This window comes from Agrobacterium sp. S7/73 (genome assembly GCF_019355535.1).
GTDB classification, from domain to species: Bacteria; Pseudomonadota; Alphaproteobacteria; order Rhizobiales; family Rhizobiaceae; genus Agrobacterium; species Agrobacterium tumefaciens.
The window spans coordinates 2,347,433-2,369,723 of the sequence record NZ_CP072136.1 but is presented as its reverse complement, the minus strand read 5'-3'; the positions used below and the strand labels follow the sequence as shown (position 1 = coordinate 2,369,723).

At 59.3% G+C, this 22,291-nt stretch carries 16 protein-coding genes and 1 tRNA gene; 13 read left to right on the top strand and 4 right to left on the bottom strand.

Annotation, left to right across the window (positions count from 1 at the left end; all coding sequences use genetic code 11):
* Nucleotides 1-122 precede the first annotated feature (122 nt).
* The 5 genes from J5276_RS11720 to J5276_RS11700 all read left to right on the top strand — a co-directional run bounded on the left by J5276_RS11720 (nt 123) and on the right by J5276_RS11700 (nt 5,861).
* Nucleotides 123-1,538 carry a short-chain fatty acyl-CoA regulator family protein gene (locus tag J5276_RS11720; protein ID WP_003515152.1) on the top strand — a complete coding sequence of 472 codons (1,416 nt, stop codon included), beginning with the start codon at nt 123-125 and terminating at the stop codon, nt 1,536-1,538.
* A gap of 151 nt (nt 1,539-1,689) precedes the next feature.
* Complete coding sequence (locus J5276_RS11715; protein WP_003515154.1) at nt 1,690-2,787, top strand: polyamine ABC transporter substrate-binding protein; 1,098 nt, start codon at nt 1,690-1,692, stop codon at nt 2,785-2,787.
* Nucleotides 2,788-2,966: 179 nt separating this feature from the next.
* Nucleotides 2,967-4,124, top strand: coding sequence for an ABC transporter ATP-binding protein (locus tag J5276_RS11710; RefSeq protein WP_013635505.1), 1,158 nt, complete (start codon nt 2,967-2,969; stop codon nt 4,122-4,124).
* Between the two features lie 11 nt (nt 4,125-4,135).
* Nucleotides 4,136-5,044, top strand: a complete 909-nt coding sequence (locus tag J5276_RS11705) for an ABC transporter permease subunit (protein ID WP_003515156.1) — start codon at nt 4,136-4,138, stop codon at nt 5,042-5,044.
* A 4-nt stretch (nt 5,045-5,048) separates the two neighbouring features.
* The gene (locus tag J5276_RS11700; protein WP_003515157.1) at nt 5,049-5,861 is read left to right on the top strand and encodes an ABC transporter permease; all 813 of its coding nucleotides are present in this window, start codon (nt 5,049-5,051) and stop codon (nt 5,859-5,861) included.
* Nucleotides 5,862-6,172: 311 nt separating this feature from the next.
* On the opposite strand, the gene J5276_RS11695 is transcribed toward J5276_RS11700, so the two are convergent.
* Nucleotides 6,173-7,831: an iron ABC transporter permease gene (locus J5276_RS11695; RefSeq protein ID WP_065688331.1), complete on the bottom strand. Its 1,659-nt coding sequence runs from the start codon at nt 7,829-7,831 to the stop codon at nt 6,173-6,175.
* Between the two features lie 85 nt (nt 7,832-7,916).
* Nucleotides 7,917-11,660 carry a PAS domain-containing sensor histidine kinase gene (locus J5276_RS11690; RefSeq protein ID WP_112178698.1) on the bottom strand — a complete coding sequence of 1,248 codons (3,744 nt, stop codon included), beginning with the start codon at nt 11,658-11,660 and terminating at the stop codon, nt 7,917-7,919.
* A gap of 361 nt (nt 11,661-12,021) precedes the next feature.
* Between J5276_RS11690 and J5276_RS11685 the strand changes: the two genes are divergently transcribed.
* From J5276_RS11685 to J5276_RS11675, 3 genes are all read left to right on the top strand, one after another.
* Nucleotides 12,022-12,098 (top strand) — tRNA-His (locus J5276_RS11685).
* 166 nt (nt 12,099-12,264) lie between these two features.
* Nucleotides 12,265-13,896 (top strand): Ppx/GppA phosphatase family protein, encoded by a 1,632-nt coding sequence (locus J5276_RS11680; protein WP_162632878.1) that lies wholly within the window; start codon nt 12,265-12,267, stop codon nt 13,894-13,896.
* On the top strand, nt 13,893-14,633 hold the full coding sequence (locus J5276_RS11675; RefSeq protein WP_003515161.1) for an RlmE family RNA methyltransferase: 741 nt from the start codon (nt 13,893-13,895) through the stop codon (nt 14,631-14,633). The genes J5276_RS11680 and J5276_RS11675 overlap by 4 nt, the downstream gene beginning before the upstream one ends.
* Here J5276_RS11675 and J5276_RS11670 read toward each other — a convergent pair whose 3' ends face one another.
* Nucleotides 14,634-16,031 (bottom strand): MDR family MFS transporter, encoded by a 1,398-nt coding sequence (locus J5276_RS11670; RefSeq protein WP_003515163.1) that lies wholly within the window; start codon nt 16,029-16,031, stop codon nt 14,634-14,636.
* Nucleotides 16,032-16,224: 193 nt separating this feature from the next.
* Here J5276_RS11670 and J5276_RS11665 point away from each other — a divergent pair, with 193 nt between their 5' ends.
* The 5 genes from J5276_RS11665 (at nt 16,225) to J5276_RS11645 (ending at nt 21,699) form a co-directional block, all read left to right on the top strand.
* Nucleotides 16,225-17,226, top strand: a complete 1,002-nt coding sequence (locus J5276_RS11665) for an MBL fold metallo-hydrolase (protein ID WP_162632877.1) — start codon at nt 16,225-16,227, stop codon at nt 17,224-17,226.
* A 284-nt stretch (nt 17,227-17,510) separates the two neighbouring features.
* Nucleotides 17,511-19,016 carry an IMP dehydrogenase gene (guaB, locus tag J5276_RS11660; protein WP_003515165.1) on the top strand — a complete coding sequence of 502 codons (1,506 nt, stop codon included), beginning with the start codon at nt 17,511-17,513 and terminating at the stop codon, nt 19,014-19,016.
* 114 nt (nt 19,017-19,130) lie between these two features.
* A complete protein-coding gene (locus tag J5276_RS11655; protein ID WP_003515166.1) occupies nt 19,131-19,532 on the top strand; it encodes an MAPEG family protein in 402 nt (133 codons plus the stop codon).
* A gap of 149 nt (nt 19,533-19,681) precedes the next feature.
* Entirely contained in the window at nt 19,682-20,710 is a 1,029-nt protein-coding gene (adhP, locus tag J5276_RS11650; RefSeq protein WP_003515167.1) for an alcohol dehydrogenase AdhP, read from the top strand.
* Nucleotides 20,711-20,820: 110 nt separating this feature from the next.
* Nucleotides 20,821-21,699 (top strand): dienelactone hydrolase family protein, encoded by an 879-nt coding sequence (locus J5276_RS11645; protein WP_065661349.1) that lies wholly within the window; start codon nt 20,821-20,823, stop codon nt 21,697-21,699.
* A gap of 44 nt (nt 21,700-21,743) precedes the next feature.
* Here J5276_RS11645 and moaB read toward each other — a convergent pair whose 3' ends face one another.
* Nucleotides 21,744-22,289: a molybdenum cofactor biosynthesis protein B gene (moaB, locus tag J5276_RS11640; protein ID WP_003515169.1), complete on the bottom strand. Its 546-nt coding sequence runs from the start codon at nt 22,287-22,289 to the stop codon at nt 21,744-21,746.
* Between the last annotated feature and the right edge of the window lie 2 nt (nt 22,290-22,291).

The following is a 22,291-nucleotide window of genomic DNA, read 5'->3' as shown; positions in this document are numbered from 1 at the left end:
TTATGCTGTAGTGTGCATGACAGGGTGGAGCTGTAAAATTGTAAATTTTGTAAAAGCCTCGTGCCCGGCGATTTTGTAACAGACTTGTATGAGTCTTTCGATTTGAGGTTGAGGTTGAGGCTGTGTCGGAAAACAAGATTTTTGCTGGCCCGCGCGTACGTCGTATTCGCAACGGTCTGGCGCTGACGCAAACGGCCATGGCCGAGGCGCTGGCAATCTCGCCTTCCTACCTCAATCTCATCGAGCGCAATCAGCGGCCGCTGACCGTGCAGCTGCTCTTGAAGCTCGCTTCAGTCTACAAGGTGGATCTGGACGACCTGCAAGGCGAGAGTGCCGGTTCCGCCGGGCAATTGCGCGAGGTCTTCGCCGATCCGCTCTTGGTGGGCGAGGTGCCGTCGCCGCAGGAGCTGATCGAGGTGGCAGATGCCGCGCCCAATGCGGCAAGTGGCGTCGTTAAGCTGTATAGGGCGTATCGGGAACAGGCGCAGCGCCTTTCCGACCTCTCGGATCTTCTGGCGCGCGAAGGGCATGAGACGGCGCTTTCCTCCACCCGCCTGCCGATAGACGAGGTGCGGCACGTCTTTGAAAACCGGCCGGCCTATGTCCATTCCATCGATGCGGCGGCAGAAGAACTCCACAAGCAATTGTCGGCGGGCGAAGATCTCGCCGCGGGCCTTCGCGCATGGCTTCAGAAAAACCACGGTATCGTGGTCAGAACTCTGCCGGTCCATGCCATGCCCAATCTGCGGCGGCGTTATGACCGCCATTCCATGCGGCTGTTTTTGTCCGAGCGCCTGTCGCAGCCGGATCAGCTCAGGGAAATGGCGATGGAAACCTGTCTTCTGGCGCTTCGAGAGGAGATTGGCGCTGAGCTGGAGACGCTTGGCCTGAAGGGGGAGGAGGCACGGCGCATCGCCCGCTTCGAGCTGGCGCGTTATGCCGCCCATGCCCTGATGATGCCCTATGGTGCGTTTTTGAGTGCCGCCCAGCGCGCGAAATACGATCTCGATGTCCTGCGATCACGCTTCAATGTGTCGTTCGAGCAGGCCGCCAACAGGCTCGTCAGCCTGCAAAGGCCGACGGCTGCGGCAATCCCGTTCTTTTTGATGGAGACTGACAATGCCGGCAACCGTTTCCGTCTTGCGGGCGCCGGTGGCTTCCCGAGGGCACGGTTTGGTGGCCTCTGTCCGCGTCTTAATATCCACGCAGCTTTTGCCCAGCCGGGGCAGGTGCTGGTGGAGCCGGTGGAGATGCCTGACGGTGACGCCTTCCTGACTGTGTCGCGCACACTTGAAGGCCCGCAGGCCGGTTTCGGCGAAAGGGTGCGGCGAACGGCCGTGCTTCTGGGCTGCGATCTCGCCCAGGCCGGGGAGACGGTTTATGGGGCTGCCGGCGCAGGTGGGCCGACCATTGCCATTGGTCCCTCGTGCCGGCTGTGTGAAAGGCAGGGCTGTCTGTCGCGGGCTGAGGCCCCGCTGACGAGGCCGCTCGGCCTGGACGAAATGGTGACCGGTCTTAGTGTTTTCGACTTCCAGTAGAGGTTTCGCATCACTTTTTTCCCGGTGGAACACATTCGGTTGAAAATGCTGTGCTGCACATTTCCCGCTTGCTCCCTTTTGTTTTCCTTTCTAGTCTCACTAAAAAAGGGGATCACGCTTCCGTCACGAGGATGCGTTAACAGGAGAAATCATGAAAAACCGTTCGCTCCGTTTCACTTTGGCTCTCACGACGGCGCTCGTTGCTGCAGGCTCGGCAATGGCCCAGGAGAAGGTCGTTCACGTCTTTAACTGGTCGGATTATATCGACGAATCGATCCTTACCGATTTCACCAAGGAAACCGGCATCAAGGTCGTTTACGATGTATTCGACAGCAACGAACTCGTGGAAACGAAGCTTTTGGCCGGCAGCTCCGGCTACGACGTGGTGGTGCCGACAGGCCCCTTCCTCGCCCGCCAGATCAATGCCGGTGTTTTCCAGAAACTCGACAAGTCCAAGTTGCCGAATCTGAAGAACATGTGGCCGGATGTCTCCGAGCGTCTGGCGAAATACGACCCCGGCAACGAGTATGCCGTGAACTACATGTGGGGCACAACAGGCATCGGCTATAACGTCGCCAAGGTGAAGGCGGCTCTTGGTGATGTTCCGGTCGACAGCTGGGATATTCTCTTCAAGCCGGAAAATGCCGAAAAGCTTAAATCCTGTGGCATCAATATTCTCGATGCATCGGACGAGACCTTCGCCATCGCGATGAATTACCTCGGCAAGAACCCGGACAGCAAGGAAACGGCCGATCTGGAAGCGGGCGGTGCCGTCTATTCGAAGATCCGTCCCTTTGTGAAGACCTTCAACTCCTCCGCCTATATCGACGAGCTGGCGAATGGCGACAGCTGCATCACGATCGGCTGGTCGGGTGACATTCTTCAGGCGAAAAAGCGTGCCGAAGAAGCCAAGAACGGCGTCGAGGTGAACTACGTCATCCCGAAGGAAGGCACCTATATGTGGTTCGACAACCTTGCCATCCCGGCGGATGCGAAGAATGTCGAGGAAGCTCACACCTTCATAAACTACCTGATGCGCCCGGAAGTCATCGCCAAGGCGTCCAACTATGTTCAGTATGCGAACGGCAACCTTGCCTCGCAGGCGCTGATGGATCCGTCGGTTGCCAAGAACCCGGCGGTCTACCCCAATGCCGAGACGATGAAGAAGCTCTTCACCATCTCACCCTACGGACCGAAGGAACAGCGTGTCTTGAACCGCGTCTGGACGCAGATAAAGACCGGTAGCTGATAGCTCCGCGCGCTGGTTGAGAAACGGCCGGCGGGCCTGTTTCTCTGATACCTTGCCGGCAGGTCACGCAACCTGCCGGCGCTGCCCGCCTCATGGCATCGGACCGAAAAGTGTGACGCGGTTTTCGGGAAATCCGATGCTCAAATCTACAAAATCAACGGGATTTGAGGGTAGGGTGAATGGCGAAAACTCTGGGGCCGGTCAAACGCAAATTTAGCCCTTGGGACAATCCCGATGCGGTTCCCTTCATCCGTTTTGAAAACGTCACCAAGCGGTTTGGCGATTTCGTCGCCGTCGATAATCTGACGCTCGATATTTACGAGCGGGAGTTCTTTTCGCTGCTCGGTCCTTCCGGCTGCGGCAAGACCACGCTGATGCGCATGCTGGCCGGTTTCGAGGAACCGACCAATGGGCGTATTCTCCTTCAGGGCAAGGATATTTCCGGCGTGCCGCCCTACAAGCGCCCGACCAATATGATGTTTCAGTCCTACGCCCTTTTCCCGCATATGTCGGTGGAGAAGAACATTGCCTTCGGTCTGGAGCAGGACGGTCTGCCCAAGGCAGAAATATCCTCGCGGGTCGAGGAAATGCTGCGGCTCGTCAAGCTCAGCGAGTTTGCCAAGCGCAAGCCGAGCCAGCTTTCGGGCGGCCAGCGGCAGCGCGTGGCGCTTGCCCGCTCGCTTGCCAAGCGGCCGAAGGTGCTTTTGCTGGATGAACCGCTCGGTGCGCTCGACAAGAAGCTGCGCGAGGAAACCCAATTCGAGCTGATGGACATCCAGACCAATCTCGGCCTCACCTTCCTGATCGTCACCCATGACCAGGAAGAGGCAATGACGGTGTCGGACCGGATCGCGGTCATGGACAAGGGCATTGTGGTGCAGGTGGCAACGCCTGCCGAGATCTACGAGGCGCCGAACAGCCGTTACGTGGCGGATTTCATCGGCGACATCAATATTTTCGACGCCAACGTCGTCACTAACGCGTCCGATATCGGCAAGCCGGGACTGGTGACACTCGATTGCGACGGGCTGACAGTTGCCGTGGAGCAGGAATGTGCCGCTGTCACCGGAAGCCGGGTGGCTTTCGCCATCCGCCCGGAAAAGGTCCGCATCTCGCTCGATCAACCCACCGACAGCGCCGTCAATTCCGCTTATGGCGAAGTCTGGGATATCGGCTATCTCGGTGACTTCTCGGTGTTCATCGTCAAGCTTGCCGATGGCCGTGTCATCCGTGCAGCGCAGGCGAATGTCTCGCGTCTCGTGGATCGCCCGATCACCTTCGGCGATATGGTGTGGTTGAACTGGAAACAGGATTCCGGTCTTGTGCTAACGCACTGAGGGAGGCTTTTATGGCGATCACCACTCCTGAAAACCGGCAAAGTCCCTGGCGATGGCTGGTCGTCGCCGTTCCCTATTTCTGGCTGATGCTGTTTTTCGCAGCGCCCTTTTTTATCATTTTCAAAATATCGCTTTCGGATACGGCGATATCCATGCCGCCCTATACGCCAGTCTTCGAAGGGTTTTCGAAGCTTGGCGCATTCTTCTCGCAGCTGGATTTCGAAAACTACCTGTTTCTGACGGAAGACCCGCTCTACATCGACGCCTATCTCTCGTCGCTGCGCATCGCATTCATCTCCACCTTCCTGCTGTTGCTGATCGGTTATCCCATGGCTCTTGCCATGGCGCGTTCGCCGTCATCCATCCGCCCCACGCTGGTGATGCTGGTCATCCTGCCGTTCTGGACCTCGTTCCTGATCCGCGTTTACGCCTGGATTGGTATTCTGAAGCCCGAAGGTCTGCTGACGGTGCTGTTCCAATGGCTCGGTTTTCTGGGGCCGGACCAGCAGGTCAATATCTTCCGCACCGAGACGGCGATCTTCATCGGCATCGTCTATTCCTATCTGCCGTTCATGGTGCTGCCGCTTTATTCGGCGCTGGAAAAATTCGACAATACGCTTCTGGAAGCGGCGGCCGATCTGGGTTGCCCGCCCTGGAAAGCCTTCTGGAAGATTACCTTCCCGCTGTCGCTTCCGGGCGTGGTGGCCGGGTCGATGATCTGTTTCATCCCGATAACCGGCGAATTCGTCATTCCCGATCTGCTTGGCGGTGCGCAGACGCTGATGATCGGCAAGACGCTCTGGACGGAATTCTTCGGCAACCGCGACTGGCCCCTGGCATCCGCCGTTGCGGTGCTGCTTCTACTGTTGCTGGTGGTGCCCATCGCCATCTTCCAGAACCAGCAGAAGAAAGTCGGGTGAGGCCATGAAACGCGGAAAATTCGACATCACCGTCCTGACCCTCGGTTTTGCCTTTCTCTATATCCCGATCATCATCCTGATCGTTTATTCCTTCAATGCCTCGAAGCTGGTCACCGTCTGGGGCGGATTTTCGCTGCAATGGTACAAGTCCATGTGGTCGAACCAGGGGCTGATGGATGCAGCCTGGGTGACGCTTCGTGTCGGTATTTTGAGCGCCACCATCGGCACCATCCTCGGAACGCTGGCGGCGCTGTCTCTGACGCGCTTTGCGCGCTTTCCGGGACGCGTGCTGTTTTCGGGCATGATCTATGCGCCGCTCGTCATGCCGGAGGTCATTACCGGTCTGTCGCTGCTTTTGCTGTTCGTGGCTGTTGGGGTGGATCGCGGCTTCTGGACGGTAGTCATCGCCCACACCACCTTCACCATGTGTTATGTGGCAATCGTCGTGCAGTCGCGTCTGTTGACCTTTGATCGCAGCCTCGAGGAAGCAGCGCTCGATCTCGGTTGCCCGCCGGTCAAGACCTTCTTCAAAATTACCCTGCCGCTGATCTTCCCGGCCGTCATCGCCGGCTGGATGCTGGCGTTTACGCTGTCGCTCGATGATCTCGTGATCGCAAGTTTCGCCACTGGTCCGGGTGCGACGACGCTGCCGATCAAGATTTATTCGCAGGTTCGTCTTGGCGTCACACCTGAGATCAACGCCATCTGTACGATCCTTATCGGGCTTGTCACAATCGGCGTGATTGTCGCTTCCATCGCTTCCAAACGCACGGAACTCCAGCGGATGAAGGACGAACACGCAGCCGCGCGCAACTGATCGAATATTCCTCTCCGATTTCTACGCGTTACTGTTGAGGCATCGATAAAATTAGAAACCTGTAATTTAGTTTTTGACTTTTACGGTCTCAAAATAGGAATTATCGTCGGTAATTGATCGATTTTGGTTTTAACCGCTTGTTAATAGGAGTTGGCGGAAAGTAAATCCCAACGCAGGGCTGTCAAACTTTAGATAGCCGGGATTGATAATTTCCATATGGCGAGGTTGTCCCCCTTTCTCTCGTTAAAAAAGCACAACTAATACAGGCGGCCGAGAGGCCGCCTTTCTTTTTGCCGCCATGCGGGTTGCCTTCAGCGGTTTTCCGGATGATCCATCGATTTCGACACGAGAAGCACGGGGATAAGCCCGGCAATGATGATGATGATCGCCGGCACGGCGGCATCCTGCACTCTTGAGCGGGACGCGTCTTCATAGACCAGCGTGGCGAGCGTGTTGAAGCCGAAGGGCCGCAGCAGGATCGTCGCCGGCAGCTCCTTCATGGATTCGATCAGTACCAGAAGAAAGGCTGTCAGCGCCGCAGGCCGCATATTCGGCAGCAGCACCTTGAACAGTGTCTGCAACCGGTTGCGCCCAAGCGTTCGCGAGGCCATGTCGATATGCGGCGAGAGCTTCTGGAACCCGGCATCAAGCGTTCCCTCCGCCATGGTCATGAAGCGTACTGAATGGGCGTAGATGATGGCAAAGGCAGTGCCTGACAGCAGCAGGCCGCTCGAAAATCCAAAGTGGGAGCGGACAAACCCGTCGACGTGATTGTCGAGACCAGCCAGGGGAATGAGCACGCCGATGGCGAGCACCGTTCCCGGCACGCCATATCCCATGGAGCCAAGTCGCGCGGCCACCTTTGACGTGCGCGAGCGCTCGGTGCGGATGGCATAGGAAAATACGAAAGCCGCAATCAGGGTGACGAAGGCGGCGGAAAGCGAGACCTCGAGACTGTGACCGAGTGCTTTCAGCAGCTTCGGCGCAAACAGCGCATCCAGCCTTTTTGCGGCGTAACCGCCAAGAACGATGACGGGAATGAGGAAACCACTCGCCACGGGAACGATGCAGAAGAGGCTTGCAGACCAGCGCCGCCAGCCGCGAAGGCTTTTCAACCGGTGGCGTTGCGCCATGGTCGTGGCTTTTGGAGCGGCAAAGCGCTGTTTTTCGCGGGCATTGCGTTCGATGAAGATCAACGCACCAACGATGAGCAGAATGACAGCGGCGATCTGTGTCGCATTGGCAAGATTGCCGCGATTGAGCCAGGTCTCGTAAATCGTGAAAGTCAGCGTCTGGACACCGAGATATTCGACAGCGCCAATATCGTTCAGCGTTTCCATCAGAACCAGCGAAAGACCGATGGCGATCGCCGGCCGCGCCATTGGCAATTGCACGGAAAAGAATACGCCAAGCGGTTTCGCACCAAGTGTGCGCGCAGCTTCGGCCGCAAACCGTCCCTGCATGGAAAAGGCGGCGCGGGCCGAGAGATAGACATAAGGGTAAAGCACCGAACTCAGAACCACCACGGCGCCGCCAAGCGAGCGTACGTCCGGAAACCAGTAGTCGCGGATGCTGTGATAGCCGAAGGCGGCGCGAAGGGCGCTTTGTACCGGGCCGGTGAAATCGAGGAACTCGCCGAAAGCATAGGCTGCCAGATACGAGGGAATGGCGAGCGGCAGGACAAGTGCCGCCGATAATACCCGCCGCAAAGGGAATTCGAATGTGGTGACGAGCCAGGCGCAGACAATGCCGAACAATGCCGTCGTTGCGGCCGTCATCGCCAGCAGCAGGAAGGTGCGCAACCCGGCGCGCGGCAGAACATTGGCTAGAAGGTGTTGCCATCCTTCCGTGCTGCCGGTCAGCGCCAGCCAGAAGACCGCCAGAACAGGCATGGCGGCGATGGCTGCGACGATGACCGCCGTGATGGGCAACAATGAAACGCGTCTTGTTGCCGGAATGGAAACCGTCATGGAAATGCCAGCCTGCTGTCCTGCGAAAGCCTCAACCGGCTGTCCGTTTAGCCGGCGGTTCCCGCATTGCTACGCCCGCATGGCCTCAGTTGGCAAGAACCCGCTGCGACGGAAAGGTAATTTCCACCAGCGTTCCCTCGTTCGGTGTCGAGGTGATGGAGAAGTTCGCGCGGTTGGCGTCCACCATCGCCTTGGTCAAGGGAAGGCCGAGCCCGGTGCCATCGCCGCGCACGCGCTTGCCCGATGACGCCACCTGCCGGAACGGCTTCATGGCCTGTTCCAACTCAGCTCGGGTCATGCCGATGCCCGTATCGCGGATACGCAGCGCGACGCTGCCATTGGCCTCATAGGCGGTGGAAACCACGATCTGGCCGCCTGATGGCGTGAAGCGGATGGCGTTCGACAGGATGTTGAGCACGATCTGCTTGATCGAGCGCAGGTCGGCAACGATCTGTGGAACGGATTGCGAAAGCGCCGTACGGATGATGACACGCTGATTGTTGGCTTGCGGCTGCACCAGCGAGACCGCCTCGGCCACCGTCTCGTTCAGCGGAACCGCGATGAAATCGACATCCATCTGCCCGGCCTCGATCTTGGAGATGTCGAGGAGGTCGTTGACGATATCGAGCACATGCCGGCCCGAACGTCCGATATCATTGGAATACTCCACATAACGTGGATGACCGATCGGCCCGAAACGCTCGGTCGCCATCATGTCCGCAAAGCCGATGATGGCGTTGAGAGGCGTGCGGATTTCGTGGCTGACACGCGCAAGAAAATCGGTCTTGTGTGCATTGGCGGTTTCCGCCGCGCGCTTGGCGTTGCGTAACTCTTCTTCCGTGCGCTTCCACTGGGTGATGTCACGGATGACCACGCAATAGCCGTGCGAGGATTTGAGTCGCCCGATCGTCATGAACAGCGGCAGAAAACCGCCGGATGCCTCGCGGCCAATCACCTCGCGGCCATCGTTCAGCACACTGGCGACACCGTTATTGGCAAGGCCGGAAAGATAGTCCAGCACCGCGCGCTGGCTCTCATGCGCAAACAGGGTGACGAAGGGCTTTCCTGCGATTTCGCCATTGTCATAGTTGAATAGCGCACTGGCAGAGCGATTGAGCGAACGGATTTCGCCGTCGTCTCCCAAAAGCACCACGCCATCCGTTGCCGTTTCCAGAATGGAATGCAGTTCTTCGACTTCGCCCTGCAATACGGAAACGCTGCCTGCGTCGGCATTCGCGGTTTCGGCCGCTGACGTATTCTCGTTGGCTGCCGTAACCGGTGCCTGCTTTTCTTCCAGCGGAACCAGCGACAGCATCAGCGCCTTGGTGTCTTCCCAGCGGATGGATTGCAGCCGTGCCTTGACCGGAATGATGTCATTTTCGGCGCTGACGACGACCATGCCGCCTTCGTTATCAGGCATATCCTCAAGCTCCTGCCGTTGCAGCAGGGCTTCCAGTCCACCGACCTCGTCCAATTCATCAAGAGAGCCGTAGCCCGTCAGCCGCAGGAAATCCGGATTGGCATGGATCAGCCTGTCACCGGCATGCACCAGCAGTGCCACGGGCATCTGGTCCAGCGTTTCGGCGCTCAGCGCATCGGCGGGGCGCAGCTGTGGGCTAACCATCGCAGCGGCGATATCGGCCGCCGGTACCACCTCGGTGAAGGCGACTGTCTTTTCTTCGATGTGGATTTCATCGGCAGGCTTGTTCGTGGCCGCAGGGCGTTCGCCGCGAACATAGTCCGCGAAGAGATCGTCTTCCTCAGCCGGTTCTGCGGCATTAACGTCTTCTTCCAGCACGGGCGGCAGGTCCACCGGTGTTACCGCGTCGATATCGTCTTGGATATGCTGTGCAGCCGGATCGGTAGAAGGAGCGTCTTCTTCCGCCTTCGGGCCTTCGTCTGAAACGGCATCTACGGGTGCCAGCGTCCGGCCGATTTCGCGGAAGGCGGCCTGCTCGCCTGCGGTCAGGCCCTCGCGGGAGCGCCAGCGGCGCTCTTCCAGATGGACGACTTTGTCGGAGTAGGTTGGCTCAGGCTCTGGTTCCGTGGTCGGTACGATTTCCAAGGCCGGCACTTCGAATTCCGGCGGGCTGTAATCGTGGGGCCGCTCTTCGTCCGAAATCTCGGCTGGCGCATCTTCAGCGGCCGGGGTTTCCTCATCGAGCTCATCGAGAAAAGCCAGCAATTCCTCGTCTTCATCCTCGGCAGCCGGCTGCGGCAAAACCTCGGTTTGAAGGATGTCTTCGCCGTGCAGGAAGGTGAGGCCGGTAGCGTGCGGATCCTCTGCGGCATCGGCCAGCCGCACGATGCCGAAACCACGGAAACCGTCAAATTCGCGCGAGCGCGTATAGGTGGGAAGGGCGGCGAGATCGATCGGCACCATCAGAGAAGTGCCTTCAACCGGCCAATAGATCGTCTTGCCAGACCAGGTATCACGGCGGCCGAGAAGCTCGCGAATCTTGCCTTCCGGATCGAGATTGAACAGTGCCGCCACATCGGCAAAACTCATGCCTTCGACAGCTGCCGCCTTCGCGCCCACAGCCTCCGCAAATTCGTGCGAGATCGAGCTGAAGCGGCCCTCGGCATCGATTTTCCAGACGAAACGGGATGCACGCGCACCGGCATTGAAGACAAAAGGCCGGGGTTCGTCGGTCTGTTCCACGGCCGCTGGGGCATCCTCTTCAACGGGTGCAGCGTCCTGCGCCGCTATTGTTTCAGCGACCTCATCTTCCGCCTCTGCGCGCTCCACGTCCGGGGCCTGTTCGGTATGGTCTTCGCTGGAAGCCTGACCAGCTGCCGGAACCTCTTCCTCATCCGCATCCAGTTCGAAGAGATCGGCAATATCGTCCGTCATAGCCGCATTCGCAGCCGTATCGGCATCCTCCAGCGGGACATCCGCCGGAGCATCCGTTTCTTCTTCTGCTGCAAGCAATGGCAGGACGGCTTCCTCATCCTGTTCCACCGTCACTTCGTCTTCGACGTCGGAAGGCAGTTCCGGCACGTCCACATCTTCTATCCCAGCGACGGCGTCGAGCACGGAATCGAACGAGGCAGCCGTTGCGGCAACAGGCGCGGTCTCGGCAACCGGCAAAGCCGGTTGGGCGGCGGCCGGTGCTTCTTGCGGCTTGTCTTCGGCAAAGCCGTTAACGGGATCGAGTGTCCCGAGCGCGGTTTCGACCACGAACAACAGATTGAGTTCTGGCGATGTCGTGATCTGGCCGGCGGCGGCGGGCATGTAACCCTTGCCGGTCGGCACGGGCCGTTTGACGAGGTGGCCAGCCTGACCTGCGGCCATCCTAACCAGCGTCTTTGCCGTATGCGGCGTGATGCCGAGCGACGCAAACTTGGCCGAAGCGGCAACGACCTCGTTATCGCCATTGATGACAGCGATATGGATATCGGGATCGTCAAAGCCTTCAATCATGCGCCTTGCGCATTCCGCCGTGTCAGGTGCGGCCTGATCGGTGAGGGCGGAAAACAGAATAGCAGGCTGGCCCGGTTCGGCCTCGATGATTTCCGCCTTGGCGGTAACGGCAAGGCTGCGGAAGCCCGCATTGATACGAATGGTAAACGACAGGCTGTCGCCCGTCTTCGAAAGACGCGCCGCCGTCGCGGCCAGCTGCCGGAAGGTCACGTCCTGCCGTTTGGGTCCCTGTTCCAGAAAATCATAGACCATCGGCGTGCCGAACAGCGCTGCACCGCGCCCATTGGCCCAGAGCGCACTCTGAAGATCGAGCGAGAACAAAGCCATCGCCTCGCCGCGCCCGAAACCTTCGCGCACCCGTTCATGCACTGCGATATCGATAAAGGGATACTGGACGGCGGGCATGTCGAAACCTATTCTGGCACTACCGGACCTTGCGAGGCTTTCGGCTTCCTCATGAAGCTGAAACGTAAACCCGCTGAGGCACCACGTTAACAGAATTTTAAATAACTTCACAGGGCGGCGCGGTCCACCGCCGCCTGAATGAATCGCCAAATAGAGTTAACATGAACAGGCCCGGCAAGACCCGTTCTGGCCCCGTTCCAGATTGCAAGCGGTATACCCGGCTATCGACTGTTGCCAGCTCTGGCGCCATGAAAACGGCTTGCCTTTCCAAGCCTTTTTTCGCAAAATTCGCTGAAGGACTTGCAAATAGCGAAAACACCTTTTATGTCACCCCCCGTGGCGCCGGTTCGGCGTTTGATGTGCGGTTGTAGCTCAGTTGGTTAGAGCGCAGGTTTGTGGCACCTGAGGTCGGAGGTTCGAGACCCCCCAACCGTACCATCTCCAATTTCCTAAAATTCCTGAAAATCATTGCAGCGATTTCAAACCCGATTTGGGTTATCGCAAACGCATGTCTTTGCTGCGCGTCGACTGTGCGGTTTCCTCCCTTCCAAAAACCATTTGGCTAAAATCTCTTGCGCTGGTATTGTCCGCCCAACGAAACCTTATGAAAGCCAGCAGCATAGCGTCTACGCTTGTGCGCGGCGAAATGGACAAGACAGTGATCGACCCCGGAAACGGCCCAAAGCCGTCGGAACAAGGGGCGTCGGTGGCAAACAAAGGGAAAGCGAAGCGATCCCGTCGTGGCAAGAAAAACAGGCGTGACGGTAAACCCCGTGACGTTGCTGTGCTGTCGCATGATGTTGCCGCGGATGTTCCGGCCGGTTCCCCCTATGTATCGGCTCTCGAGCCGGATGCCGAACCGCGCAAAAGAAAGCGGCGTCGGCGTTCCCGTGGCAAAGGCACCTCCCATCAGACGCCGCCTGCTGCCAGTGAACAGCCAGAGGCTGTCGTCGCAACGGATGCCACCAATCCATCCTCCGTGCCGCCTGCCGGTGGTCGCAAGTCGCGTAACCGCAAGCGGGCTCACCGTGATCCGCGCAGCCGCGATCCGCAGGGTCGCCCGCTGGTTCCCTCCCATGCGCCCCGACATGTCGGTAAGCAGAACGGTCGCGCCAATGGGACGGCTCAGGAACCGCACCGGCAACAATCCGAAATGTCCGCCCGTCACGGCGCCCGCCATCACGAGCATGGCTCCGAATTCGCAACGGACATGTATGCGGCGCTCGATCTCGGAACCAATAATTGCCGACTGCTGATCGCGCAGCCGACACGGCCCGGCCAGTTCCGGGTCGTCGATGCCTTTTCGCGCATCGTCCGGCTGGGCGAGGGGCTGGTATCGACCGGCCGTCTTTCAGACGATGCCATGGATCGCGCGGTGGAGGCTCTCAAGGTCTGCTCCTCGAAACTTGCTGGACGCCCGATCAGGCGTATGCGCCTCATCGCCACCGAAGCTTGCCGGGCAGCAACCAATGGCGAGGAGTTTCTGGAGCGGGTTACCCGGGAAACCGGGCTCAAGCTTGAGATCATCAGCCGCGAGACGGAAGCGCGTCTCGCCGTTTCGGGTTGCGCCTCCCTGGTCGGGCGTGAAGCCCGTTCGGTGGTGTTGTTCGATATAGGCGGCGGATCGTCGGAAATCGCGGTCATCAAGGTCGGCGAAAACCGTTCCAACCGGCTCGCCAACCACATCACCCACTGGACATCGTTGCCGGTCGGCGTTGTTACCCTCTCGGAACGCCATGGCGGCCGCGATGTGACGCCGGATGTGTTTGCCGCCATGGTGCGGGAAGTCGAAGGGCTGCTGGATGCCTTCCAGTGCCCGCCTCTGGCGCCGCTTGCGCATCACGAGGATTTTCACCTGATCGGAACCTCGGGTACGGTGACGACGCTCGCGGGCGTTCACCTCGACCTGCCGCGCTACGATCGCCGCAAGGTGGATGGCCTCTGGCTTTCAGATACCGAGGTGACGGCGATGCAGGACAAGCTTCTGGCATGGGATTTTGCCGGCCGCGCCGCCAATGCCTGCATCGGTCCTGACAGGGCCGATCTGGTTCTGGCCGGCTGCGCCATCCTCGAGGCCATTCGCCGTCGCTGGCCGGCGCGGCGCATGCGTGTGGCCGATCGCGGGCTGCGCGAAGGCCTGTTGACGGATATGATGGCGGATGACGGCGCATGGCGGCGTAACCGGATAAGGCGCATGCAGATGGCACGGCAGGACAGAACGGAAGGTTTGACATGAGCAAGGCGCCCACAAGCACCAATCGCACCGGCCGAAAGATCGGTCAGAAGGTCAAGAAGACCAAGCTCAAGGCCTCATCGCGCCGCTGGCTGGAACGTCATATCAACGACCCCTATGTGCAGCGCGCAAAGCTTGAAGGCTATCGCGCCCGCGCCGCCTTCAAGCTTCTGGAAATCAACGACAAGCACCAGATCCTGAAGGGTGCCACCCGCATCATCGACCTTGGTGCGGCACCCGGAAGCTGGTCGCAGATCGCTTCTAAGGTGACGGATTCCACCGAGGATGATATCCGCGTCGCCGCTATCGATTTTCTCGAAATCGATCCCATCCCCGGCGTTAAGATCCTGCAGCTCGACTTCCTCGATCCGACCGCACCGGACCAGTTGATGGAGGCCGTTGGCGGCACGCCGGATCTGGTGCTGTCCGACATGGCGGCACCAACCACGGGCCACCAGAAGACGGACCACATCCGCACCATGCATCTGTGCGAAGTCGCGGCCGATTTCGCGGTTCAGGTGCTGGCGGAAGGCGGCCATTTCCTCGCCAAGACCTTCCAGGGCGGCACGGAAAAGGCCTTGCTCGACATGCTGAAGAAGAACTTCAAGCAGGTCCTGCATATCAAGCCGGCGTCCTCGCGCTCGGAATCAGTCGAAATGTTCCTGCTCGCCAAGCATTTCAAGGGCCGGACAGCCGAAACGCAGTCCGTTATGCACGTGGATGAGGCGGACGAAGACTAATCACTCTGCCGGTTGCGAGACTTTGCCGCGGTGGCCGGAAACGGCCGCGCCCGCTTGCGCGTCCATGCGGATGATCGGCACGATTGCAAACAGCGAAACGAGCGCCACGATGGTGAAGGCAACGTGGAAATCGGCGAGCTGCAGATGCGAGCCGGATAACATGCTGCTGACTTCCAGGATGGCGGCTGCGAAAGCCACGCCGAGCGCAAGGCTGATCTGTTGCAGCACGGATGCCATCGAAGTTGCCTGACTTGCCTGGCTGTCGTCTATATCGGAATAGCTGAGCGCGTTGGATCCGGTAAAGAAGAAGGACCGGGCAAAGCCCGCCGTGACCAGGCAGATCATGATCAGCGGGTAGGGCGTTTCCGGCGTGAAGAAGCTGTTGGCGAGCGTCGTGAAGGCGCCGACGATGCCGGCTCCGATCAGCGTTGATCTGAACCCCGTTGCGGCAAAGACCCGCTTGGCCATGAATTTCGTGGTGATCGCGCCGATTGCCCCGGCAAAGGTGATCATGCCTGATTGAAAGGGGTTGAGCCCGAAACCGATCTGCAACATCAACGGCATCAGGAAGGGAATGGCGCCCGTGGAAATGCGGAAGGCGGTGCCGCCAACGGTGGCCGCCCGGAATGTCGGGTTGCGGAAAATGCGGAAATCCAGAATGGGGGCAGGGTGGTTTGCCGCGTGGCGCACATAAAGAAAGCCGCAGATGAAACCGATGACCGTCGAAGCGATGCCGATGGCGGGCGGCAATGCAGGAAGGCTGACGACCGACACGCCGAAAACCACGCCCGATGCTGCAAGACCGGATAATACGAAACCCTTGCCGTCCATCGGTGGCGGATTGGTGGTCTCGATTTCCGGCAGGAAGATCGTCGACAGCCAGATGCCGATGACGCCGATGGGCACGTTGATGAGGAAAATCCAGTGCCATGAAAAATAGGTGGTGATGAAGCCGCCGATCGGCGGGCCGGTCAGAGGCCCGACAAGCGCCGGTATCGTCAAAAGCGCCATGGCGGAAACCAGTTCGCTGCGTTGCGTCGTCCGCAGGAGGACGAGGCGGCCAACGGGCGTCATCATCGCCCCGCCCATGCCTTGCAGGAAGCGCGAAACGACGAATTCGAATACCGATGACGAGACTGCGCAGCAGATCGAACCGACGACGAAGACGCCGATGGCGAAACGGAAGATTTTCTTCGCGCCGTATTTGTCGGCCATCCAGCCGCTGATGGGAATGAAGATCGCCAGCGACACCATATAGGCCGTCAGTGCGAGCTTGAGCGTGATCGGACCCACATGAAGATCGGCCGCAATGGCCGGAAGCGACGTTGCGATGACGGTGGAGTCCATCTGCTCCATGAAGAGAGCGACTGCCAGTATCAGGGGAATGATGCGGTTCATGAGGCTGCCTGCGGCTCTCCGCTGCGACAATGGTATCGCAGTTCCTCCTACGCCTGATGGGCCGACTTGCCAACACGTTAATTATCAATTTCTGAAGTTCCGATCAAACCTGCGTGAGGCCGGTTTTCTTGCAACTTTCTCGCTCTATTGTCCGTTGGGCAAAGTGACATTGGCGAGAATCGGGAGAAAAATGATGACTCAATCCTTGAGCATGAGCAGACGCGGCCTTATCGGTGTGGCGGGAGCAAGCGTTCTCGGCGCGCCGCTTTTGATGGCGCGCACCGCAACGGCGCAGACGAACCAGCCGCAAACTTCCATGGAGATCAAACACGCCATGCCGCCTGAAACCAATCGCTTCAAGCTTGGTAATTTCGAAGTGCTTGTCGTGAAGGATGGCGCGCGCGCCGCGCCCAATCCGGGCGAGACCTTCGGCACCGATCAATCGGCGGAAACCGTCGGCAAGCTGCTGGAAGACAATTTTCTGCCGAAGGAGCAATTCGTCAATTCCTTCTCGCCGGTTCTCGTAAATACCGGCACGGACCTCGTGCTGTTCGACACGGGTTTCGGCGAGTCCGGCCGTGGCGCTGGTAATGGCCGTCTTATCGAAGGCATGGCGGCTGCCGGTTACTCTCCTGAGGACGTGACCGTGGTGGTGCTGACCCATATGCACGGAGACCACATTGGCGGATTGATGGAAAAGGGCGCGCCGGCCTTCTCCAAGGCGCGTTATGTTTTCGGCCAGGCGGAATATGATTTCTGGACGGACGAGAAGCGGGTTGGCACGCCTGCCGAAGGCGGCCAGAAGGGCGTCATCGCCAACGTCAAACCGCTGGCGGAAAAGGCGACCTTCATCGGCGACGGCGCTGACGTGGTTTCCGGCATCACCGGCATTGCGGCGTTTGGCCATTCGCCGGGCCACATGATCTTCCGTGTCGAATCGGAAGGCAAGCAGCTGATCCTGACGGCTGACACGGCCAACCATTTCGTCCTGTCGCTGCAAAAGCCGGATTGGGAAGTGAAGTTCGACATGGACAAGGCGGCGGCCGCTGCAACCCGCAAGAAGGTCTACGACATGATCGCCACGGACCGGCTGCCGTTCCTCGGCTATCACATGCCTTTCCCGGCTGTCGGTTACGCGGAAAAGCTGGATACGGGGTACCGTTTCGTGCCGAAGTCCTACCAGTTCGACATCTGATGCATATCGCGCAAAAGCGTTAAGCGGTTTTGCGATAACGACATGCGTAAAAACAAGCAGTTAAAGCGCGTCGTGCGGAACAGGGATCCACAGGACGCTGTTTAACGCCTGCTGCAATGCAGCAACAGAATAAGCCCGGAAGGTCATTCCGGGTTTTTTCTATTTCCTTCCTGTCATGAACGTGTTACCAGCCCTCGCCAACTTCCAAGCAATCCTTGCAGGGCGCCGGGGTGAACTTTTCGTTCCGGGACGGCCACGCATTTTCATTATGAAGGAATTTGGTCATGGCACGCATCATTCAAACACCCACTGGTTTGGACGCTCTCACATTTGACGATGTGTTGCTGCAGCCCGGACATTCCGAGGTTATGCCGGGACAGACAAATATCGCCACCCGCATTGCCCGTGATATCGATCTCAACCTGCCGATCCTATCTTCCGCCATGGACACGGTCACGGAAGGCCGTCTTGCCATCGCCATGGCGCAGGCCGGCGGCATCGGCGTCATCCACCGCAACCTTACCCCCATCGAACAGGCCGAAGAAGTCCGGCAGGTAAAGAAGTTCGAGAGCGGCATGGTCGTCAACCCGGTCACCATCGGCCCGGATGCCACGCTGGCAGAAGCACAGGCTTTGATGAAGGCGCACGGCATTTCCGGCATTCCGGTGGTTGAAAACGGCGGTGCCGGCGGCCACAAGAATGGCCGTCTCGTCGGCATTCTGACAAACCGCGACGTGCGTTTCGCATCCGATCCGCAGCAGAAGATCTATGAACTGATGACCCGCGAAAACCTTGTTACGGTCAAGGAAAGCAGCGTCGATCAGCAGGAAGCGCGCCGTCTGTTGCACAAGCACCGCATTGAAAAGCTGCTGGTGGTGGATGGAAAGGGCAATTGCGTCGGCCTCATCACCGTCAAGGATATGGAGAAGTCGCAGCTCAACCCCAACGCCACCAAGGATGCGCAGGGCCGTCTTCGCGCCGCTGCCGCCATCAGCGTCGGTGCCGATGCCATCGAGCGCGCAGAACGCCTCATCGATGCCGGTGTTGACCTTCTGGTCGTTGATACCGCGCATGGCCATTCGCAGCGCGTGCTCGATGCCGTTTCGGTGGTCAAGAAGATGTCGAACTCCGTTCGCATCATCGCCGGCAATGTTGCGACCGCTGACGGCACCAAGGCACTGATCGATGCCGGCGCCGATGGCGTCAAGGTCGGTATCGGCCCCGGTTCCATCTGCACCACCCGTATCGTCGCCGGCGTTGGCGTTCCGCAGCTTGCTGCGATCATGGCCTCGGTCGAAGTGGCCAATGCTGCAGATATTCCTGTCATCGCCGATGGCGGCATCAAGTTCTCGGGCGATCTGGCGAAGGCTATTGCCGCCGGCGCCTCCGCCGTCATGATCGGCTCGCTTTTGGCCGGCACGGATGAAAGCCCGGGCGAAGTGTTCCTCTATCAGGGCCGTTCCTTCAAGGCCTATCGCGGCATGGGTTCCGTTGGCGCCATGGCGCGCGGCTCCGCCGACCGTTATTTCCAGGCGGAAGTGCGCGACACGCTGAAGCTCGTTCCGGAAGGTATCGAAGGTCAGGTTCCCTATAAGGGTCCGGTCTCCGGCGTCCTGCACCAGCTGGCCGGTGGCCTGAAGGCTGCCATGGGTTATGTCGGCGGCGGCACGATCAAGGAATTCCAGGAGCGCGCCACCTTCGTGCGCATTTCCAGCGCGGGCTTGCGCGAAAGCCACGCCCATGACGTGACGATCACCCGCGAAAGCCCGAACTACCCCGGCGCGGTTTGATCTTTCGAGCCGAATCCGCAACAACATAGTCTCAGTATTTGGCGCTCCCCGATTCATGCCGGATCGGGGAGCGTTATTGTGATTGGAGGAGAAAGCATGTCACCAACGACCGCAATGTTCTGGCCGATGATAGCCCATGCATTTCTCGTGTTCGTTCTTTACGCCCTACTGCTTTACCGCCGCAAAAAATACACGCTGACGGACCGCGACACCGCGCTTAGATATCGCGATACGGGACAGGAAGGGCGCGAAAGCTATCTGGTCAACCGAAACATTGCCAACCAGTTCGAGCTTCCGGTTCTCTTCCACCCCGTCTGCCTGCTGCTTTATATTACCGACGCGGACAATATCGTTACCGTCGTTCTGGCCTGGCTGTTCGTGATTTCCCGTTATGCGCACTCCTTCGTTCACGTCACCAGCAACCGTCTGCGTTATCGTGCGCCATTGTTCGCGATTGGTTTCGCGCTTCTCGTCTGCCTCTGGGGCTGGCTCGCCATCTGGTTGGCGCTGGAGTGAGATGGCACCGTAAGGTTGCTTCATAAGTGAGACAATCGCGCCTCTAAAATGCTGCGATTTGCGATGGGTCAATTCCGTGACGCCCCATCCCCGGTAGTCTCTGCCTCGCCGTCGAGAATTTCAGGCGAGCAGAGATTAGGGAGTATGTCATGGCTAAAACAATGAAGGCCGCGGTTGTCCGCGCATTTGGCAAACCGCTGACCATCGAGGAAGTGGCGATACCGGATCCTGGCCCGGGTGAAATTCTCATCAATTACAAGGCGACCGGCATTTGCCACACGGACCTGCACGCCGCAACGGGCGATTGGCCGGTCAAACCCAATCCACCATTCATCCCCGGCCATGAAGGCGTCGGCTACGTCGCCAAGATCGGCGCTGGCGTGACCGGCATCAAGGAAGGCGACCGCGCCGGCACGCCGTGGCTTTATACCGCCTGCGGATGCTGCATTCCGTGCCGTACCGGCTGGGAAACTCTTTGCCCAAGTCAGAAGAACTCGGGTTATTCCGTCAATGGCAGCTTTGCGGAATACGGGCTTGCGGATCCGAAATTCGTTGGCCGACTTCCCGACAATCTGGAATTCGGCCCCGCTGCACCCGTGCTCTGCGCCGGTGTCACCGTCTACAAGGGTCTCAAGGAAACCGAAGTGAGGCCCGGCGAATGGGTGGTCATTTCGGGCATTGGCGGGCTTGGTCATATGGCCGTGCAATATGCCAAGGCCATGGGCATGCATGTCGTTGCCGCCGATATTTATGACGACAAGCTGGAGCTTGCGAAAAAGCTGGGCGCGGATTTCACCGTCAACGGTCGGGCGCCGGATGCGGTGGAACAGGTGCAGAAGGCGACCGGCGGCGTCCACGGCGCGCTCGTGACGGCGGTTTCGCCCAAAGCCATGGAGCAGGCCTACGGTTTCCTGCGCTCCAAGGGCACGATGGCACTTGTTGGCCTGCCGCCGGGCTTCATCTCCATTCCGGTTTTCGAAACGGTGCTGAAGCGCATCACGGTGCGTGGCTCCATCGTCGGCACAAGGCAGGATCTGGAGGAGGCGCTTTCCTTCGCTGGTGAAGGAAAGGTAGCCGCCCACTTCTCCTGGGACAAACTCGAAAACATCAACGACATCTTCCGTCGAATGGAAGAGGGCAAGATCGACGGCCGTATCGTCGTGGACCTTGCCGCCTGAGACAGATGACCAGCGGTGGCGCTCACGCAAAAGTGTGCCGCCGCTTGTTCACCGGGCGGCGATCTGCGCTATCCTCCCTGTGCATCTGCGCGTTCAGGGAGAAGAGAGCGATGGACGACAAGCCGAAGATTACGCAGGCCATGATCGACGCTTACGATGAATATACCCATCTCAGTCTCGATCGCCGCAAATTCATGGAAAAGCTCAGCCTGCTTGCCGGGTCCGGCGCAGCTGCTGCCGCAATCGCGCCGCTTCTTTCGGCCAACAGCGCCCGTGCGGCAATCGTCGCGCCTGATGATGCGGGTATCGTTGCGGAAGAGGTGACCTATCCCGCCCCCGGTGGCGAGATGAAGGGCTATCTCGTCACGCCGAAATCGGTTTCCGGCCCCATTGGCTCGGTTATCGTCATCCATGAAAACCGGGGCCTGAACGACCATATCCGCGATGTGGCAAGACGCGTGGCGCTTGCGGGGTTCAGGGCGCTTGCGGTTGATTTCCTGTCGCCGCAGGGCGGCACGCCTTCGGACGAGGATAAGGCACGGGAGATGTTCAGCGGCCTCGATATGGACGCGACAGTCGCCAATGCCGAAGCCGGTCGGGTGTGGCTCGCTGCAAGGCAGGGTGCGAACGGCAAGGTTGGTGCGGTCGGTTTCTGCTGGGGCGGCGGGCTGGTCAACCGGTTCGCCACCAAATCGGCAGGCCTGAATGCCGGCGTCGCCTATTACGGCCAGCAACCGCCGGCGGCCGATGTGCCTGCTATCAAGGCGCCCCTGCTGTTACAGTATGCCGGTCTGGACGAGCGCATCAATGCCGGTATCGACGCGTATAAAAAGGCGCTGGAGGAAAACGGCAAGACCTTCGAAATCTTCGTTTATGACGGCGTCAACCACGCCTTCAACAACGATACGTCCTCGGCGCGATACGACAAGGCCGCGGCCGATCTCGCCTGGGGCCGGACAACGGAGTTCTTCAAAAAATATCTGGCGTGATGGGGTTTTGGTCCGCTGTGACGGACAACCCCTGAAATCCCGCTCTAGACGCCGCCAGCCCCGCGTTTCAAATGCTCATCAAGCCGGGGCATGATCTCAACGAAATTGCAGGGCAGGTGGCGGTAATCGAGCTGGGCTTTGAGAATACCGTCCCAGGCATCCTTGCAGGCGCCGGGAGAGCCGGGCAGCACGAAGATGAAGGTGGCGTTTGCCACGCCGCCGGTCGCCCGTGACTGGATGGTGGCGGTGCCGATCTTTTCATAGGAAATGCGATGGAAGATGGCAGAAAAGCCGTCCATGCGCTTTTCGAACAGGGGTTCCAGCGCCTCGGGTGTCACGTCGCGGCCTGTAAAGCCGGTGCCGCCGGTGGTGATGACCACATCCACGCTCCCGTTGAGCGTCCAGTCGCGCACGGTGTTGAAAATAGCAGCCTTGTCGTCTGCCACGATGGTGCGAGCAGCGACCTTGTGTCCGGCTTCCTCTATGCGTGCGACTAGCGTGTCGCCGGACTTGTCATTCTCAAGCGTGCGGCTGTCCGAAACGGTCAGAACCGCGATGCCGAGGGGAATGAAGGGTCTTTCGCCTGCCATGG